The organism is Mesorhizobium sp. WSM4871, assembly GCF_055811295.1.
Map to the genome: position 1 here is coordinate 53,957 of NZ_JBVVPU010000008.1, position 16,698 is coordinate 70,654.

17 protein-coding genes and 1 tRNA gene are annotated in these 16,698 nt (G+C 62.4%); 14 read left to right on the forward strand and 4 right to left on the reverse strand.

What is annotated here, in order from left to right:
- Positions 1–58: 58 nt before the first annotated feature.
- The 5 genes from AC0L2H_RS17420 (at position 59) to AC0L2H_RS17440 (ending at position 4,452) form a co-directional block, all read left to right on the forward strand.
- Positions 59–1,921: an ABC transporter ATP-binding protein gene (locus tag AC0L2H_RS17420; protein ID WP_473591354.1), complete on the forward strand. Its 1,863-nt coding sequence runs from the start codon at positions 59–61 to the stop codon at positions 1,919–1,921.
- The gene (dapB, locus tag AC0L2H_RS17425; protein ID WP_473591355.1) at positions 1,918–2,754 is read left to right on the forward strand and encodes a 4-hydroxy-tetrahydrodipicolinate reductase; all 837 of its coding nucleotides are present in this window, start codon (positions 1,918–1,920) and stop codon (positions 2,752–2,754) included. The genes AC0L2H_RS17420 and dapB overlap by 4 nt, the downstream gene beginning before the upstream one ends.
- Positions 2,755–2,843: 89 nt before the next feature.
- Positions 2,844–3,464 carry a 2,3-bisphosphoglycerate-dependent phosphoglycerate mutase gene (locus tag AC0L2H_RS17430; RefSeq protein WP_473591356.1) on the forward strand — a complete coding sequence of 207 codons (621 nt, stop codon included), beginning with the start codon at positions 2,844–2,846 and terminating at the stop codon, positions 3,462–3,464.
- Between the two features lie 78 nt (positions 3,465–3,542).
- Positions 3,543–3,627, forward strand: a tRNA-Leu gene (locus AC0L2H_RS17435).
- Positions 3,628–4,251: 624 nt separating this feature from the next.
- Positions 4,252–4,452, forward strand: a complete 201-nt coding sequence (locus tag AC0L2H_RS17440; protein ID WP_473591357.1) for a hypothetical protein — start codon at positions 4,252–4,254, stop codon at positions 4,450–4,452.
- An 80-nt stretch (positions 4,453–4,532) separates the two neighbouring features.
- Here the strand turns inward: AC0L2H_RS17440 and AC0L2H_RS17445 are convergent, their stop codons facing one another.
- On the reverse strand, positions 4,533–4,784 hold the full coding sequence (locus tag AC0L2H_RS17445; RefSeq protein WP_473591358.1) for a DUF6074 family protein: 252 nt from the start codon (positions 4,782–4,784) through the stop codon (positions 4,533–4,535).
- 1,144 nt (positions 4,785–5,928) lie between these two features.
- Between AC0L2H_RS17445 and AC0L2H_RS17450 the strand changes: the two genes are divergently transcribed.
- The 4 genes from AC0L2H_RS17450 (at position 5,929) to AC0L2H_RS17465 (ending at position 8,754) form a co-directional block, all read left to right on the forward strand.
- Positions 5,929–6,228 (forward strand): DUF1236 domain-containing protein, encoded by a 300-nt coding sequence (locus AC0L2H_RS17450; protein ID WP_473591359.1) that lies wholly within the window; start codon positions 5,929–5,931, stop codon positions 6,226–6,228.
- A gap of 74 nt (positions 6,229–6,302) precedes the next feature.
- Positions 6,303–6,575, forward strand: coding sequence for a hypothetical protein (locus AC0L2H_RS17455; protein ID WP_473591360.1), 273 nt, complete (start codon positions 6,303–6,305; stop codon positions 6,573–6,575).
- A gap of 173 nt (positions 6,576–6,748) precedes the next feature.
- Positions 6,749–8,086: a sensor histidine kinase gene (locus AC0L2H_RS17460; protein ID WP_473591613.1), complete on the forward strand. Its 1,338-nt coding sequence runs from the start codon at positions 6,749–6,751 to the stop codon at positions 8,084–8,086.
- A complete protein-coding gene (locus AC0L2H_RS17465; RefSeq protein ID WP_107651857.1) occupies positions 8,083–8,754 on the forward strand; it encodes a response regulator in 672 nt (223 codons plus the stop codon). Before AC0L2H_RS17460 ends, AC0L2H_RS17465 begins: the two co-directional genes overlap by 4 nt.
- A 41-nt stretch (positions 8,755–8,795) precedes the next feature.
- On the opposite strand, the gene AC0L2H_RS17470 is transcribed toward AC0L2H_RS17465, so the two are convergent.
- Positions 8,796–9,287, reverse strand: a complete 492-nt coding sequence (locus tag AC0L2H_RS17470) for a hypothetical protein (protein WP_473591361.1) — start codon at positions 9,285–9,287, stop codon at positions 8,796–8,798.
- Positions 9,288–9,622: 335 nt separating this feature from the next.
- Between AC0L2H_RS17470 and AC0L2H_RS17475 the strand changes: the two genes are divergently transcribed.
- Together AC0L2H_RS17475 and AC0L2H_RS17480 are read left to right on the forward strand one after the other, a co-directional pair.
- Positions 9,623–9,763 carry a hypothetical protein gene (locus AC0L2H_RS17475; RefSeq protein WP_473591362.1) on the forward strand — a complete coding sequence of 47 codons (141 nt, stop codon included), beginning with the start codon at positions 9,623–9,625 and terminating at the stop codon, positions 9,761–9,763.
- Between the two features lie 183 nt (positions 9,764–9,946).
- On the forward strand, positions 9,947–10,393 hold the full coding sequence (locus tag AC0L2H_RS17480; RefSeq protein WP_473591363.1) for a hypothetical protein: 447 nt from the start codon (positions 9,947–9,949) through the stop codon (positions 10,391–10,393).
- Positions 10,394–10,467: 74 nt separating this feature from the next.
- Here the strand turns inward: AC0L2H_RS17480 and AC0L2H_RS17485 are convergent, their stop codons facing one another.
- Positions 10,468–10,650 (reverse strand): hypothetical protein, encoded by a 183-nt coding sequence (locus tag AC0L2H_RS17485; protein ID WP_473591364.1) that lies wholly within the window; start codon positions 10,648–10,650, stop codon positions 10,468–10,470.
- Between the two features lie 311 nt (positions 10,651–10,961).
- Between AC0L2H_RS17485 and AC0L2H_RS17490 the strand changes: the two genes are divergently transcribed.
- The gene (locus tag AC0L2H_RS17490) at positions 10,962–11,723 is read left to right on the forward strand and encodes a bestrophin-like domain (RefSeq protein WP_473591365.1); all 762 of its coding nucleotides are present in this window, start codon (positions 10,962–10,964) and stop codon (positions 11,721–11,723) included.
- A 48-nt stretch (positions 11,724–11,771) separates the two neighbouring features.
- On the opposite strand, the gene AC0L2H_RS17495 is transcribed toward AC0L2H_RS17490, so the two are convergent.
- Entirely contained in the window at positions 11,772–13,787 is a 2,016-nt protein-coding gene (locus tag AC0L2H_RS17495) for a transcriptional regulator (RefSeq protein WP_473591366.1), read from the reverse strand.
- Between the two features lie 241 nt (positions 13,788–14,028).
- Between AC0L2H_RS17495 and AC0L2H_RS17500 the strand changes: the two genes are divergently transcribed.
- Together AC0L2H_RS17500 and AC0L2H_RS17505 are read left to right on the forward strand one after the other, a co-directional pair.
- Positions 14,029–15,114: a PLP-dependent cysteine synthase family protein gene (locus AC0L2H_RS17500; protein WP_473591367.1), complete on the forward strand. Its 1,086-nt coding sequence runs from the start codon at positions 14,029–14,031 to the stop codon at positions 15,112–15,114.
- A 25-nt stretch (positions 15,115–15,139) separates the two neighbouring features.
- Positions 15,140–16,642, forward strand: a complete 1,503-nt coding sequence (locus tag AC0L2H_RS17505; protein WP_473591368.1) for a pyridoxal phosphate-dependent decarboxylase family protein — start codon at positions 15,140–15,142, stop codon at positions 16,640–16,642.
- Positions 16,643–16,698 lie beyond the last annotated feature (56 nt).

Here is a 16,698-nt window from a genome sequence, read left to right on the forward strand (position 1 = left end):
CCTGATCCGGCGAGAACGACGAAACGCTCCTGATTTGACACTTCAGAGTCCAAACAAGATGAAGGCCCGGCCCGGCGAGGTCACGGCGGTGCTGCGCCGTATTCTCGCTGAAAACAGCCGTGACTATTACTGGTCGTATGCCATTGCCATCGTCTGCTCGCTGATCGTTTCGGGCACGACCGCCTTCACGGCCTGGATCATGGCTCCGATGGTCAACGAGATTTTCTATGAACGCCGCGGCGACGCGATCGTTTGGATCTGCGCCGGCTTCATGGGAGCCTTCATGCTGCGCGGCTTCGCCGGCTACGGCCAGGCGGTGGCGCTGGCCAAGATCGGCAACAATCTGGTGGCGCGCTACCAGAAGCGCATATTCGGTCATCTAATGAAGCTCGGGGTCGGCTTCTTCAACGACACGCGTTCGGGCCGGCTCGCCGCGCAGGTCAATGAGAACGTCGGCGGTATCCGCGACCTGTTGTCATTGACGTTGACATCGATCACGCGCGACGCGGTGACGCTGGTCGGTCTTCTCGGCGTGATGATCTATCAAGATCCGGTATTGTCACTCAGTTCGCTGCTGATCGGACCGCCGCTGATCTGGGCCGTTGTCTACCTTACCCGTCGCGTACGCAGGATCACCCGGGAATCCGTGCTGATCAACTCCCAGCTGATCGGGGCCGTGCAGGAAGCCACGCAAGGCATCGCCATCGTCAAGGCCTTCACGATGGAGGAGGAACTGGCGCGTCGCATTGGCCTCATGGCCGACACTGCCGAGCAACGGAGCAACAAGATCGCCCGCGTCTCGGAACGGCTGTCGCCGATTTCCGACATGCTAGCCGGGCTCGCCGTTACGGCCGTCATCGCCTATTCCGGCTACAGGGCGCTGATCCTCGGACAGCCGCCAGGCGCGGTCTTTTCCTTCATCACCGCGCTTATTCTGGCCTACGATCCGGCGCGGCGCCTGGCACGCATGCAGGTTGGCATGGAGCGGGCGCTGGTCAACGCCCGCATGATATACGAACTGCTCGACACCGAGCCGCATCAGGGCGACGCGGTCGGCGCGGTCGAGGCGAAAATCACCACTGGCGAGGTGCGTTTCAACAATATTTCGTTCGGCTATGCCGCAGATGCGCCGGTGATCAGAAATCTTAGCTTCGTCGCTGCCGCCGGCAAGGTGACGGCCATCGTCGGCGCGTCCGGCGCCGGCAAGTCGACGCTGGTGGCGCTTTTGCAGCGTTTCTACGACGTCGACAGCGGCACCATCGAGATCGACGGCCAGAACATCAAAGAAGTGACCAAGCAGTCGCTGCGCGGCTCCATCGCCTATGTCTCGCAGGCGCCCTATCTGTTCGAGGGCACCATCCGTGACAATATCCGCTACGGCCGGCCGAGCGCCACCGACGCCGAGGTCGAACGCGCGGCGCAACAGGCCGCGGCCGACGATTTCATCCGCCTGCAGCCGAATGGCTATGACACGCCGGTCGGCGAAAACGGCGTGACGCTGTCAGGCGGCCAGCGCCAGCGCGTATCGATCGCCCGCGCCATCGTGCGCAACGCACCGATCCTGCTGCTCGACGAGGCGACCTCGGCGCTCGACAATGAGGCGGAAGCGCGCGTCCAGCAGGCACTGACCCAGGTGATGGAAGGGCGCACAACCATCGTGATCGCGCACCGGCTGTCGACGGTGGTCAATGCCGACCAGATCATCGTGCTGGAAGAGGGCCGGCTGGTCGAACAGGGCACGCACGCCGCGCTGATGGCCGACCCGCACAGCGTCTATGCCCGCTTCCACCGGGTACAGGGCAACAAGGGGCTGGGGCTTGTCGACGACGCCAAGCCTATCCAAAATGCCAAGTCCATCCAAACTCCGGTGCCGCAACCACCGGTGCGACGCGCAAAGAAGGCGGTCGGGAGAATCTTATGAGCGGCATGTCTCCTAATGATACAAGCGATATGGGCCTAGTGGTGGTGGGTGCCGCCGGCCGCATGGGCCAGGCGTTGATCCGCGCCATCCACACGATCCCGGGCGCGCGCGTCGCCGGCGCTGTCGAGCGGTCCGGTTCAGCCTATCTCGGCAGGGATGCCGGCGAGCTTGCCGGCATCGGCATCATCAATGTGACGATCGGCGACGATCCGCTGCCGGCCTTCGCCAAGGCCGACGGCGTGCTCGATTTCACGACGCCGGCGGCAACAGTCGAATTCGCCGGCTACGCGGCGCAGGCGCGCATCGCCCATGTCATCGGCACCACAGGCTGCTCGGATGACGACAATGCCAGGATCGCAGCGGCGGCGCGCCACGCGACGATCGTCAAATCGGGCAATATGAGCCTTGGCGTCAATCTTCTGGCGGTGCTGGTCGAGCAGGCGGCGCGCGCGCTCGACGCCGACGATTTCGACATCGAGATCCTGGAAATGCACCACCGTCACAAGGTCGACGCACCGTCGGGGACGGCGCTGCTGCTCGGCGAAGCGGCGGCGGCCGGACGCGGCATTCAACTTGCCGGCAACGATGTCCGGTCACGCGACGGTCACACCGGCGTGCGAAAGGCCGGCTCGATCGGCTTTGCCACGCTGCGCGGCGGCTCGGTGGTCGGCGATCACTCCGTGATACTGGCCGGCACCGGCGAGCGTATCACGCTTGCCCATCATGCCGAGGACCGGGCGATCTTCGCCCGCGGCGCGGTCAAGGCCGCGCTTTGGGCGCGTGGCAAGAAGCCCGGACTCTATTCGATGCGGGACGTGCTCGGGCTCGCCTGAGAAATCCAGAACCATTTGTCTTTACGCAATTCCGGACGGAAGACCGCTACACACTTTTCCCGGAATTGCTCAAACCTGAAGGAGCAGAAATGTCGAGAACTCTCGTGCTCGTGCGGCATGGCCAGAGCGAATGGAACCTGAAGAACCTGTTCACCGGCTGGCGCGACGTCGACCTGACCGAGCAGGGCCACAAGGAGGCCAAGGAGGCCGGCGCGAAGCTTAGGGCACGCGGCCTGAAATTCGACATCGCCTTCACCTCGGCGCTGATCCGGGCGCAAAAGACCTGCCAGCACATTCTCGACGCGGTCGGCCAGAGCGAGCTCGAGACCATCCGCGACCAGGCGCTGAACGAACGCGATTATGGCGACCTCTCCGGCCTCAACAAGGACGACGCGCGCAAGAAATGGGGCGAGGAGCAGGTGCATGTCTGGCGCCGCTCCTACGACGTGCCGCCGCCCGGCGGCGAAAGCCTGAAGGACACCGGCGCGCGCGTCTGGCCCTATTATCTGCACGACCTGCAGCCGCATGTGCTGCGCGGCGAGACCGTGCTGGTGGCGGCGCATGGCAATTCGCTGCGCGCGCTGATCATGGCGCTGGACGGCAAATCGGGCGAGGAGATCGTCAAGCTGGAACTCGGCACCGGCGTGCCGATCGTCTACAAGCTCAATGCCGATTCGACGGTGGCGTCGAAGGAAGTGCTGGAGAGCTGAGCGCGATCAGGCTGGAACCCTGCATTCAAAAAATGCGCGTTGACACTCATCGTTTGCCCGCTTAATGAGCGCGCACCAGCCCAGATGGCGGAATTGGTAGACGCGCACGGTTCAGGTCCGTGTGCCGCAAGGCGTGGAGGTTCGAGTCCTCTTCTGGGCACCAAATTCCCGTTTCGGACCGTTCGATACGGTTCAGAAGCCCAAAAAAGCCCGGTTCGCCCGGGCTTTTTTGTTGCCTGATTCCAGGGTCGTCCGCACCAGGCTTTGCCGTTGGCGGTTGCAATCTTCCCTTACGGCATATTTGTCACAGATCGATTTTGATCGGTTTATCCACAACCTCCGATATTGATCCTGTGTTTTCGCTGTCGCTAATGTGCCGCCCATTGCGTGATTTGGCGGGGAACAGGGCAAGCCACGCGATGTCGCCGGCTACTTTTCAGTGGTCAGCGCGGCGGACCTGAGCTTGGCCCTGCGGCTGGCAGACTACACTACAGCCGCAGGGCCTTGACCAGCGATCTTGGTGGGGGGCGCCGGCCGCCGACCATGTACTGAGAGAAACTGGAGCCGAAACATCTGAATGAAGTACGCCGGCTGAACACTGCTGACGCAGAGAGCTGGATTCTGCTTACGCAGGGGAATGACCCGAAATGGGTCAACAAAGTTGGCACCGCAATTGCATCTCTGGGCTTGGGGCCTGGGGTGGAGGGCTCGTCGCTTCGCGAATGACCGACGAGCCCTCTCTGATTGTCGGCGCTGCGGCATCCGCCGCTTTGCTTGGAGATCAATAATGCCAAAATTCGTTGTCGAAGAAATACACGGTAGTACGGTCACAGCGTGCCAAAGCATTGTTGCGCCCTCGGCGTTCAAAGCCGCCGCCAATGCGACTGGTCGCCTGGTGACGCTATGGTCCGGCGAGCCGGCTTGCGTGCGCGTCACTGAATTCGGGATGAGCCGCTCGTTCACCTACGCTTATTGCGGCTCTTTTTAGGGTGGGTTGCTGACAGCCACCAGCACGCCAGCGCCGGGCGCGCCCGCGAATCCAGATGTACTGCTAGAGCCGGATAGCGCTCAGGATTTCTCCTGGTCCGCAAATCCTGGCAGGGATTTGTGCAAAGTGAGCTGAACCGCGTTGAAGAACTGTCGGACTTCATGGCGCGCGGCTTCGGCTTCATAGCCTCGCTCGAGCGCGACCGAGAGCAGGTGGCTGGCTGTTTCGCGCCAGAATGCGGCTGCGTCCTCGCCGTGAAGCCGGTCGATGGTGTTGGCGATGAGCCGCACAGTGGAAACCTCTCGACTGATCGGGAACGCGACAACTGACATTGACGAAATAATCCTGGCGCCATGAATCGAGAATTAATCTTCGATACAAGGCGTACCGCCAAAATTGGAAACGGATCGTTAAGGCCGCGCATGGCGATGCCCGGACAGGGCGCTGTCAGCGGTGGGCTTTCTTCTTTGCTTCATGTTCTGGTGAGTATGCGCTGCGCGAAAGCCGCCCGCCGCCTGCAAGCGGCGGGCTTCTCCTCCTCCCACGCTAAGGTCAATCCAATCTTGACGATCTTGCGTGCGCCTGGATCAACGGGAACGGCGCGATGGACGCCATCATCTTCACACCAAGCCTATCCCAAACTTGAGACAGCCTTGAACGTTCCCTGGGTTAGCCTTCAGTCCATCCCGAACCCGTCTTTCATGGGACTTAAGTCCAGCCTGTCGCGCGCAAAGGGCGGGAGGATGGCGCCACCCGGAACTGCAACTGCTCATCCTCGTTGCTCACTGCAAGTTACGGGAGGAGCCCACCTATGGACAAGAGTGTTTACCAAGCCCGCTGGCTACTGATGCCGATCGTCGCTGTCTCCATGACGTTCCTGGCGATTGGCATGCTCGTTAACTGAGGGCCGATTTCAATGGTATCTGCGCAGCTACGTCCCTTCCTGCGCCGATAGGGTTCGCACCGCCATGCCGCAGCGGCGGTGCGAACCCTCAATTGCCGCGCGCCTTGCGATCAACATTCGGACGATGCAGGGTCGGGACGCGCTGAACGGACGGCAAGCGCTAAATCCGACCGGACATCGAAATGAAGTACGCCGGCTGAATATCCCTTGGGAACATTAGAGACCTCTAACGGTTCGAGTTATGGCCGGTAGTGCCCCTACACTTCCTGCCAGGATCGGGTCACAGACCTGATCGAGCCCGCGCTTCTCCGCCGGAAGCGCGGGCTCACTGTTTTGGTTTGAATGGACTTGCCGGCGCGCCTTCCGACACCTTCGGCCCTTTAGGCGCCATGTCGGACCTAAGGCCCAATCAAGCCCGGCAAAGGTCCTACCGCGTCAGGACCAAAGCCCAAGTTGGGAACATCGTCGGCAAGGGCACGTTCGCCTCCAGGTGTCCGCATCAACGCCATCGTTCAGAAAGCGAGCCACGAGTGATGCAAACAGCGGTGGGCTCGCGTCAAGGAGAGAGAACCATGAGAATCCCCCTTTCGACTTCACTTGCAGGCCTTTTGCTTCTGGCGGGCGTCGGTGCGGTTGCCGCACAGGACGTAATCATCGAGCCTGGGCAGGAAACGGTTGTACGCGAATACGTGAAGAAGCAGCCGCTCGCCTCGGTCAAGATACCCGGGGTGGAACTGAACATAGGATCCCCCATTCCCGATACAGTCGAGCTGCATGAAGTGCCGAACGTGAAATATCGCTATGTCGTTGTTGACGACCGGACCGTCCTGGTCGATCCCGGCACGCGCAAGATTGTGAAGGTCTTGCAGTGAGATGACCGTGCAGCGAAATAACGCCACCGCCGCCCCTTCCGGGGCGGCGGTGGACTTAGCCTCAGGAGACCAAGATGCCTTATGATTTGATGGAGGCCATGTTCGAACGGAGGAATGAGGGCGCCCACATTTCGGGCGTGTACGATGTCCGCCGCAAGCAGAAGGCCAACCTTGCGCCTCGCAGACTGGGCGAGGCGATCCAGTTTGTGGCGTTAGCCGCACCCGAGCGCTACGTCGTGCGATCCGCCACCGTGGCCTTCGGCGAAAGTGCGGACGACAGCCTGCGCGCAAACGAATGCGCAAGGATCTGGGCCAAATACGGAATGTCGCTTCTGGATAGAATCTGAAGCCGACATCACATGCTGGCACTGCTTCACTTGTTGGCAGCACCAACTGTTCTAAATTTCGAGACACCCCAAGCTGGGGACGCTAGGATACGGCCGGGTGAAGCTCGGACATCAATTGAACCGTGCGGTACGTTGAGAATTTCTATCAGCGGTGGAGCAGGCTTTCGCTGGCCTTGCAGTTCCTCATTGCCGGCGGCATCGCTCTCCTGGCTGCAATGCTGATGGTAGGCTTGTGGGTGACATCGCAGATCAGGGAAGCCGTTATCCGCAATTCCGCCGGCACCACCGCACTTTACGTCGACAGCGTGATTGCGCCGCTTCTGCCGGACATGCGCAAGAACGAAGCGCTTAGCGACAGCGTCAAACGAGCGCTTGACGAGACGTTGGACCAGGGTGCGCTTGGAAAAAAGCTGGTCTCGTTCAACCTGTGGGGTCGTGATGGCAAGATACTCTACTCCAAAGACCCACGGTTGATCGGCCGGGTGTTCGAGCCGAGCGCGAACCTGTTACGCGCTTTCGGGGGAGATGTATTTGCCGAATTCGACAGGCTGGACGACAGCGAGCGGCAGCAGAAGGGAACGACTTCGCGTCTGCTTGAGATTTACAATCCGGTGCGCGAGCCATGGTCGGGCGATGTGGTAGCCGTTTCGGAATTTTATGAAGTCGCCGACGAGTTCCAGAAAACCCTGAACGCGGCCCTGTGGTCGAGCTGGCTTGTCGTGGGAGGAGCGACGGCGGCGGCGCTGGCAATGTTGTCGGGCATCGTGCTTCGCGGCAGCCGCACAATTCACAGGCAGCGCCTGGCGCTTGAAGCAAAAATAGCTGAACTTCAAGAGCTGCTGTCGCAAAACTCGAAGTTGCGCCATCGCGTGCAGCGCGCCTCGCGGCGTGCCACGGCGATCAACGAGCGCTACTTGCGTCGCATTGGCGCCGATCTCCACGACGGGCCAGCTCAGCTTGTCGCACTGGCGGCGCTTCGGGTGGACAGCCTTCACCTGGTCGATCCTGCCGCGCCGTCGAAAGATCGCAAAGCAGAAATCGCGGACATTCATCACACGCTGGACGAGGCAATGCGCGAGATACGCGCCATCTGCAACGGCCTTGTGCTTCCACAGATCGAAACCGCGGCAGTTGGGGACATATTGCGGCTTGCCGTTACCGAGCACCAGCGCCGGACGGCGTCCTCGGTATCGCTCACCCTTCCTGCCAGGCTCCCGGAACTCGGAACATCCGAAAAGATCAGCATCTATCGTTTCGCCCAGGAGGGTTTGAACAACGCATGGCGCCACGCCAACGGCAAGGACCAGGCGGTCAACGCCTCGATGACGGGCGGCAAGCTCCAGATTGAAGTCTCGGATGGCGGCTCCGGCTTCGATCTGGCATCAAGCGAAGGGCTCGGACTTGCCGGGCTGAGGGAGCGAATAGAAAGCATCGGGGGCCGTTTCGAAACCTCTTCCAGCAGCAAGGGTACGCGGTTGACCGTCACCCTATCGATCGAGGAACAACAATGAGCGCTGTCGTTCGCATCACTATTGTTGACGACCATCCGCTTTTTCGCGAAGGCGTCGCACGCAGCCTCCGTGAAATCGGTGGCTTCGAAATCGCCGGTGAAGGAGCCACCGCTGCGGATGCCGAAAGGCTCGCCCGGATCGAGCAGCCGGACGTAATGCTGCTCGACATAAGCATGCCTGGCGGGGGACTGCAGGCCGCCGCGAACATTTTGGCAAAGTCCCCGAACCAGAAGATCGTGATTCTTACCGTATCGGAGGCAAATGCCGACCTGGCACTCGCGCTCAAGACAGGTGTTCGTGGCTATGTTCTAAAAGGGGTCCGCTCGAGTTCATTGGCCGAGATATTGAAAAGCATTGCTGCCGGAGAAAAATACATCCCGCCTACGCTTTCGGCTCAATTGTTGAATGAACTGATCCAGCCCGAAACCCGGAAGGTCGATCTCATTGGGCAACTCTCGGACCGTGAATTTGGAATATTGTCGCTGGTAGCGGAGGGATTGAGCAACAAAGAAGCCGCCAAGAGGCTCGCGCTCCAGGAAAAGACGATCAAACATCACATGACGCGTATTCTCGCAAAACTTAAAGTTCGCAATCGCACAGAGGCCGCGCTTTTAATGCATGAGTCCAGGAACAGGCCGGTTGACATGATGCACCAGCCTGCCCCGTGAATTGCGGTTGGTGTACCGACAGGCTCCCGAACGGGCAGACATCAAAATGCTTTTAACCGCTTCACGTCGGAAGCTTTTACGGCGCGATCGATAATGGTGCGGCCGAGCGCGTCCTTCATTCTGAACCGTCCAGCCTCGACTCTCTCGCTGATACCGTCTGGATGGACAACCTCGATAGCGTTGCCCTGAACCGTCACCCTGTCGCCGGTCGCCGGATTTACCTTGGTTTCCCCGCCGCTCTTGCCGGCGCTGCTTCCATCGTCGCCGCCATCGTCGCTGTCACCGCTGTCATTGCCGTTGGAGTTGCCATTGCCGCTATTCCCGCTCCCGCTGTTGCCGTTTCCGCTATTGCCGTTTCCGCTATTACCTTTGCCATTGCCGCCTGCGCCGCCCTTTGCGTAAGCAGCAGCGGGTCCAATCTTAGGAAAGGTTGAGTGGTCGAGTTCAACAATGCAGGGCACGAATGTCAGCATCGCTCCCAGCGAAGCAGGAGCGATGAACCGGCAAAGCCAACGTAATGAGGGAACGGGCATTTTGCTTCTCCCTGTGATGAGCACGGAAGCACAATCGGACCGCCGGCTTCATGCCCATAGTAATTGGCTAATCTAGCGCTGGAACTTTGTCACCGGTCCCTATACGCCATCTGGACGCTTGTATAGGAAATCCGTCAAACGTTAAAATCAACTTGAAACGCCCTTTCTTCCGGCTTTGTTCCTCGCCGGAGATCCTTCCGGCATTCCAACCCCGAATAGTCAGACCTTGGTCGTAGCTTGATATGCCCAGAAGTCCGAGACCGTCGGTCTAAAGGCCCGGTGCGGGAACGCTCCCGTGAGACTGGCGTTACGGGCTCTGTTTAAGCGATGGCCCTATGGACGAGAAAATGTGGCAGTCCTCCTATGTCAACACTGGCAATGGCCTGGGCACCGCGATTGCCGTGCTCGTGGTCGGGCTCATGGCGATCGGTGTTGTGTTCCTGATTCTAGGTGGTGCGCTCTACCTGAATCAATGACCGACGGGCGCCCGCTCTCGACCGTGCCTGCCCGAGCCGTTCTTACCCAAGACAGCATCCCGGCGAGGTGAGTCTGTATGAATTGCGGATGCAGAGCCCTCGGCAGGGCCTGAAACGATCACCGCAGGCAAACTGCTTGCATCATGGAGGAACCAGAGGGGTGGACGACCAGCGACGCAAACGGTGAGCAGGGTCTATGATTCTCGTTTCGACGCCGCCAGCGGCGTCAGAGCCCTTTTGTCAGCAGGGGTGCCTCGAGAGAGCATTACCGTGTTCTGGCCTCCGGATGATGAAGCAGGAATCGTTTCGGCCATCTCCGTCGTGGGAGCGGCCTTTGGCGCCTCGATTGGTCTGCTTGCAGCCATGTCGCTGGCGGTCTATGGCGCGATCCCGTTCGAAGGAGGATGGCTGGCAATGGCGGTTGTCGGTGGCGTGGTCTGCGGAGGCTTTGCGGGTGGGGTTCTCGGCACGTTCGCCGATGCCCCAAAGGAACCCGGCGAAAAGAGCTCCCCTCAAAGCATCGTCCTGGTTGTTGCAGAAGTCGAGGAACAAATCGCGGCGGAGTGCGGCGTCTGCCTTGGCACCGCGATACCCCGGGCGGAATATTCACGACAGTCGGTATTTTCGTAAAGTCGGGCAGCGCCGCCGCGGCGGCCACGGGCGGTGACAGGGATATGGGCGACGCCAAAGGCCCGCCAACTTTGTCATGGTGTGCCGCCGCGCTTTCGGGCCTGCACGATTTTCGCCACTCGCAGCATCGCTCCTCGATGCGGTCCGACCAGTTCGATAAGCATCAGCGCCTCGTTCATGGTGACCCCGGTCTCTCGGGCGAGCGCGTCCGCCTGAAGCTCCTTCTGGCGATCAAGGTCGGCCCTTTCGTTGTCCATGCCCGCCGCCTTCCCGCGATGAAACCCGCCAGGCATGTTCCCAACAAATTATGTCAGGTACATTTCCGTTACCTAATATAATCCCGCAGATTGGATCGTGTTCCGCGCGTGCCTTCCATGCGTTTGAGGTTCGCCGAGCTGTTGACGCCGACCTGGTCGGGATGGGACCGCCGCCCTCACCCCAGCCCGATCCTTTCCGCTCCCTGCCGGAACAGCGCCTCGGCGTCCGATTGCCGCCCGCCGGCGTCAAGCAGCATGTCGCTTTCCTGCCGCCGAATGGATAATGTCGCGAAACAACGGGGCGGCGATCCATGACAGCTATCTTGCTCGGAGGGGTCGTATTTCTCTGCCTCTCCGGTACGGCGTCGATCGGGATGCTGTTGCGTGCCTATCTGCCTGACCATCATCTGAGCGCCGACTCCAGGGATGTGATCAAGCTGGCAACGGCGGTGGTCGGAACCTTGTCTGCACTCGCACTCGGGCTCCTGATCGCCTCCGCCAATGCCAACCATAACAGCGCCGAAACGGAGTTGAGGACGTCTGTTGCCCGCCTGGTGCTGCTTGATCGCGTCATGGCGCATTACGGCCCGGAGACTGAAAAGGCACGCGGGCTGCTTAGAAGGCTGGTCGAGGTCCGGTTGCGCGATGTCTGGGGCGATCCGAACGATGCCGACCAGTCGCGCAATGCGGCGGCTGATGAAGCAGGCATCGAGCCTGTACAAGACGAACTGCGGGGCCTGCAGCCGCTGACCGATGCTCAACGGTCGCTGCAGGCGCGAGCCATCCAGGTCGGCGGGCAGATCGCCGAGGGCCATTGGCTGTTGATCGAAACGCGCGGTGAAGGGCTCCCCTGGCCATTTCTTGCGATTCTGGTCTTCTGGCTGGGCTTGCTCTTCTTCACCTTCGGTCTGTTGGCGCCGGTCAATACGACCGTCATCTGCACGCTGCTTGTTTGCGCGCTTTCAGTTGCCGGCGCGGTTTTCCTGATCGTCGACATGTCCCATCCTTACCTTGGATTCATCCACGTTTCGGATAGCCCGCTGCGCGATGCGCTTCAGCGCATAGGACGGTAGCGACATCCTCGAGTGCCTTCCGACCGGGACACGGTCAAGCACTCCGCCTCAGCCCAGCCCGATCCTTCTCGCCCCCTGCCGGAACAGCGCCTCGGCGTCGGGTTCGAAGCGGAAGGTGCCGATGAAATCGTCGGCGCAGTAGCTTGGGTGAGTCTTGCGCAGCGCGGCGGCGAAATTTCGGGCCTCGTCCTGCCGTCCGGCCAGCGCCAGGCAATGCGCGGCGATGGCCAGGATGATGACGTGGGCGTTGGGGCGGGCGGCGGCCTTCAGCGCCCACTCGGCCGCCTCGTCGAACTGGCCGAGCCGGGCAAGCGCCATGGCGCGGGAGCCGAGCATGCCGAACAGCAGCGGATCGAAGGGGCTCAAGTGCCTGGAATGATCGGACGAGCCGATCGCCGATTTCGGGTCGCCCGACTGGGAATGCACGAAGGAGAGCGCGTAGTGGCCGAGCGCGAAGTTGGGGCTGAGATCTACCGCCCGTTCCAGTTCGATCAGCGAGCCGTCCTGCTCGCCGCGCAGCCACAGCGCCCGGCCCATGGCCCAGTGCGCGGCCGGGTTGTGATCGTCGACCAGAAGGCTTTGCCCGGCCGCCTCGAAGGCCAGCGCGCTTTCCTGATCGCGATCGCCCCAGCGCTGGAAGGCGCTTTGCCAATGGGTGAAGGACAGGCCGGCATAGGCGCGGGCGAAAGTCGGATCGAGCTTCAAGGCCATGTCGAAGAAATGCCGGGCCTGCTCGTTCTCCGTGCGGGTGAAGCGGTACATATGCCAGAGGCCGCGATGGTAGGCCTCCCAGGCGTTGAGCGAGTTCGGCGCCTTCAGCATGGCGCGGTTGCGCTCGACCGTCTCGATCTCGTTCGAGATCGACGAAACGATGGCGTTGCCGATCTCGTCCAGCACGGCAAAGATGTCGTCGGGCCGGCGCTCGAACGTCTCGGCCCAGACGATCCTGGCGGTGCGCACCTCGACGAGCTCGATGCTGACGACGACGCGGCCCGGCTGGCTGCGCACCGCGCCGGTTGCGACATAGTCGACGTTGAGCCGCCGGCCGGCATCCTCCGGCGCAATGTTCCTTTCCGCCAGCGCGAAGACCGAGCCTCGCGCGATGACGAAGAAATCCCTGAGCTTGGCCAGGCGGGTGATGATGTCGTGGGTGAAGCCATCGGCCACGCCTCCACGAGGAGAGCCGATGCCGGCTTCCTCGACAAACGGCATCACCGCCAGCGAAGCCCGGCGCAACGGGACGGCATCGGGTTCGGTGAGCGCGACCGGGGGCGACAAACTCACCATCGAGCGCGCGCAGGGCGTGGCTACCGACGGCCGTTCCCTGATCGCCCGCCAGGCGTTGCGGACAGGAGCAAAATCCAGATCCTCGGACTGGAAGAGCAGTGCCGCGGCGGCAAGATGCTCCTCGCAGGCGCCGATCTGGCCGCGCCTGGCCAGATTTTCCAGCAATGCGACATGCGCGCGCCCATCGAAGGGCGCCAGCGCAAGCCATTTCTCGATATGGGCGGACATGCTTGCCGAGCCCGCCGGGAGATTGGTGACGAGATGCTCCAGAATGGCGGCATGGCATGAGGAGAAGCGCCGGCGCTGCGCGGTCACCCAGCTCATGAAATACGGGCTGCGGTCGATCTCCAGGCCTTCGAGGAAATCACCGGCGAACTGTCCGGACAAGGTTTGCAGCTGCTCCAGATCGAGTGTCTCGACGCCCTTGGCGGCGGCTGAGGCAATGTCGATCGCGTCGACGAAAATGCCGCCGAGATCAAGCGCGACCGTGTCGCCCGAGGTCTCGACCCTGGCGGGGTCGTCGAGAATGCCTCTGAGCTTGCTCAGGCACCAGCGAAGCTCACCCCTCGGGTCGTTCGGCACATCCCACAGAAGTTCGCACAGGCGGCTGCGGCTCACGGGATGCGGGGCCAGCGCCAGATAGGCGAAAAGAGCGCGCAGCTTGCGCGACGCCGGAAGCTGCACCGTGGCGCCGTCGCGGACGACGGTCAGCGGCCCGAACAGGCGCACGCTAAGCCCTGGCGTGCCGCCATCCAGGCTCGATCGAGTGGATTCCACGTGCGTTTCCACGCCTGCTCCCACGCTGGCCGTCGGCCGCTATTCTATCACCGAAAGCGACAAGGCGCACCCGGCGGCGAATTTCCGCGCCGGACGCGACCGTTGTCGACTTGGCCCGGCCGCATTGCCGGCAAGTCGAGGAAGTGTAGCGCGGCAAGGTCTCGAAATCTCGCCGCCCAGTCCGCCGGTCTGTAACCGGGGCGTGACCACGAACCATGACAACAAGATCGAGGAGATCAACATGTTGCATAAACAGAAAATCAGAACCACGGCCGGCCGCGGCCGCCTGTTCGACAGCATTCTCGACACGGTCGGCGATACGCCGGTGATCCGGATCAACAATCTCGGCCCGGCCCATGCGACGATCTATGTGAAGGCCGAATTCTTCAACCCGGCGGCCTCGGTGAAGGACCGGCTGGCGCTCAACATCATCGAGGAGGGCGAGCGCAGCGGCGCGCTGAAGCCGGGACAGACCGTCGTCGAGGCGACCAGCGGCAACACCGGTATCGGGCTGGCCATGGTCTGCGCGCAGAAGGGTTATCCGCTGGTGGTGACGATGGCCGACAGTTTTTCCGTCGAACGGCGCAAGCTGATGCGCATGCTGGGCGCCAAGGTGGTGCTGACGCCGCGTGCCCAGAAAGGCTTCGGCATGTACAAGAAGGCGGTGGAACTGGCGGAAGCCAATGGCTGGTTCCTGGCCCGTCAGTTCGAGACCAAGGCCAATGCCGCCATCCACGAGGCGACGACGGCGCGCGAGATCATCAACGATTTCGCCGGCGCGCGGCTCGACTGCTTCGTCACCGGTTATGGGACCGGCGGCACGGTGGTCGGCGTCGGGCGCGTGCTGCGGCGCGAGCGGCCGGAGACGCGGATCGTGCTGGCCGAGCCGGCCAACGCGCAGCTCATCGGCAGCGGCACGGCGCAGGAGCGCGGCGCCGGCGGCGCGCCCGCCGCCAGCCACCCGGCCTTCGAGCCGCACCCGATCCAGGGCTGGACCCCCGATTTCATCCCCAACGTGCTGCAGGAGGCGATCGACGCCAGCCTCTATGACGAGGTGATGCCCATTCCCGGCCCGGAAGGCATGAAATGGGCCAAGGCGCTGGCGCAGAAGGAAGGCATCTTCACCGGTATTTCCGGCGGCGCCACCTTCGCTGTGGCGCTTCAGGTGGCTGAGAAGGCAGCGCCCGGTTCGGTGATCCTGTGCATGCTGCCCGACACCGGCGAGCGCTACATGACGACGCCGCTGTTCGACGGCATCGAGGCCGAGATGGACGCCGAGGAGATTGCGCTTTCGCAGTCGACGCCCGGCTGCCAGTTTCCGGCGTGACGGCGACATATAGGGAGCGACCTGCATGGACACGCCGTCTGGATTCGCCGCCACGACCGCCGAGGAAACGCTTGACCCCTCGGACTGGGCCGATGTGCAGGTCCTGTCGCATCGGATCGTCGACGATGCCGTCGCCTACCTGCGCGATGTCAGAGAGCGGCCGGTGTGGCGGGAGATGCCTGGAGATGTGAGGGACTTCTTCACCGCGTCCCTGCCGCAATCGCCAACGCCGCTGACGGATGTCTATGACGACGTCGTCGAAAGACTGATGGCCTATCCGATGGGCAACATCCATCCGCGCTTCTGGGCCTGGTACATGGGGTCGAGCAATTTCACCGGCGCTCTCGGTGATTTCCTGGCGGCGATCCAGGGCTCCAATCTCGGCGGCGGCAACCATGCCGCCGCCCTGATGGACAGCCAGGTCGTCGACTGGCTGAAGCAGATGCTGGGCTTTCCCCAGTCCGCCAGCGGCACGCTGGTCAGCGGCGGCTCGATGGCCAACATCATCGGGCTGACCGTGGCGCGCAACGCCAAGGCCGGCGTCGACGTGCGCGAGTATGGCGTCGCGGCAATCGCCAAGCCGTTGCGTTTCTATGGCTCGGACCAGCTGCATTCCTGCCACCGAAAGGCGATGGAAGCGCTCGGCCTCGGCAACCGGGCGCTGCGGCGCATCCCGACCGATGCCGGATTGCGGATGGACATCGACGCGTTGCGCAAGGCGATCGCCGAGGACCGCAAGGCAGGCTTCAAGCCGGCCTGCGTCATCGGCACGGCAGGCACCGTCAACACCGGCGCGATCGACGATCTGCAAGCGCTGGCAAGGCTGGCCGCGGAAGAGGACCTCTGGTTCCATGTCGACGGCTGCATCGGCGCCCTGATCGCCATTGCGCCGGAAAATGCGCCTCTCGTCGCCGGCATCGAACGCGCCAACTCGATCGCGCTCGATCCGCACAAATGGCTGCACGCGCCGTTCGAGGTCGGCTGCGCCCTGGTCAGGGACGGCGCCTCGCACCGCGATACGTTTGCGGTGACGCCGGAATATCTGGAATCGACGCCACGCGGGCTCGCCTCCGGACAATGGCTGCATGATTACGGGCTGCAGACGTCACGCGGTTTTCGCGCACTGAAAGTGTGGATGGCGCTGAAGGAGCACGGTGTCGAAAAATTCGGCCGGCTGATCGACCAGAACATCGCCCAGAGCCACATTCTCGCCGGGCTGATCGAGGCCGAGCCGACGCTCGAGCTGACGGCGCCGACCAGCATCAATATCGTCTGCTTTCGCTATCGCGGCGACGGGCTGGCGGGCGACGAGTTGACAGGTGAGGCGCTGAAGGCGCTCAACACCGAGATCATGCTGAGGCTGCAGGAGGAAGGCATCGCCGCCCTTTCGGACACCACGGTGCACGGCCAGCATTGCCTCAGGGTGGCGATCAACAATCACCGGACCCGGCGCGAGGACCTGGACCTGCTGGTGCGGGAAACGGTTCGACTCGGGCGGGAGATTTCGAAGTCGGGCGCCGCCGGCTAAGGATCCCCAACCAAGCAATCGCCTCCGAAGCTGCCGGGCATCTCCCCCTTGCGGGC

Excerpts from the sequence above, each read along its gene's own strand:
- AC0L2H_RS17490 (WP_473591365.1), top strand. The coding sequence starts at position 10,962 with ATGACAGCTATCTTGCTCGGAGGGGTCGTATTTCTCTGCCTCTCCGGT.
- AC0L2H_RS17475 (WP_473591362.1), top strand. The coding sequence starts at position 9,623 with ATGGACGAGAAAATGTGGCAGTCCTCCTATGTCAACACTGGCAATGGC.
- AC0L2H_RS17465 (WP_107651857.1), top strand. The coding sequence starts at position 8,083 with ATGAGCGCTGTCGTTCGCATCACTATTGTTGACGACCATCCGCTTTTT.
- AC0L2H_RS17450 (WP_473591359.1), top strand. The coding sequence starts at position 5,929 with ATGAGAATCCCCCTTTCGACTTCACTTGCAGGCCTTTTGCTTCTGGCG.
- AC0L2H_RS17455 (WP_473591360.1), top strand. The coding sequence starts at position 6,303 with ATGCCTTATGATTTGATGGAGGCCATGTTCGAACGGAGGAATGAGGGC.
- AC0L2H_RS17505 (WP_473591368.1), top strand. The coding sequence starts at position 15,140 with ATGGACACGCCGTCTGGATTCGCCGCCACGACCGCCGAGGAAACGCTT.
- AC0L2H_RS17470 (WP_473591361.1), bottom strand. The coding sequence starts at position 9,287 with ATGCCCGTTCCCTCATTACGTTGGCTTTGCCGGTTCATCGCTCCTGCT.
- AC0L2H_RS17440 (WP_473591357.1), top strand. The coding sequence starts at position 4,252 with ATGCCAAAATTCGTTGTCGAAGAAATACACGGTAGTACGGTCACAGCG.
- AC0L2H_RS17420 (WP_473591354.1), top strand. The coding sequence starts at position 59 with ATGAAGGCCCGGCCCGGCGAGGTCACGGCGGTGCTGCGCCGTATTCTC.
- AC0L2H_RS17430 (WP_473591356.1), top strand. The coding sequence starts at position 2,844 with ATGTCGAGAACTCTCGTGCTCGTGCGGCATGGCCAGAGCGAATGGAAC.
- dapB (WP_473591355.1), top strand. The coding sequence starts at position 1,918 with ATGAGCGGCATGTCTCCTAATGATACAAGCGATATGGGCCTAGTGGTG.
- AC0L2H_RS17500 (WP_473591367.1), top strand. The coding sequence starts at position 14,029 with ATGTTGCATAAACAGAAAATCAGAACCACGGCCGGCCGCGGCCGCCTG.
- AC0L2H_RS17485 (WP_473591364.1), bottom strand. The coding sequence starts at position 10,650 with ATGGACAACGAAAGGGCCGACCTTGATCGCCAGAAGGAGCTTCAGGCG.
- AC0L2H_RS17445 (WP_473591358.1), bottom strand. The coding sequence starts at position 4,784 with ATGTCAGTTGTCGCGTTCCCGATCAGTCGAGAGGTTTCCACTGTGCGG.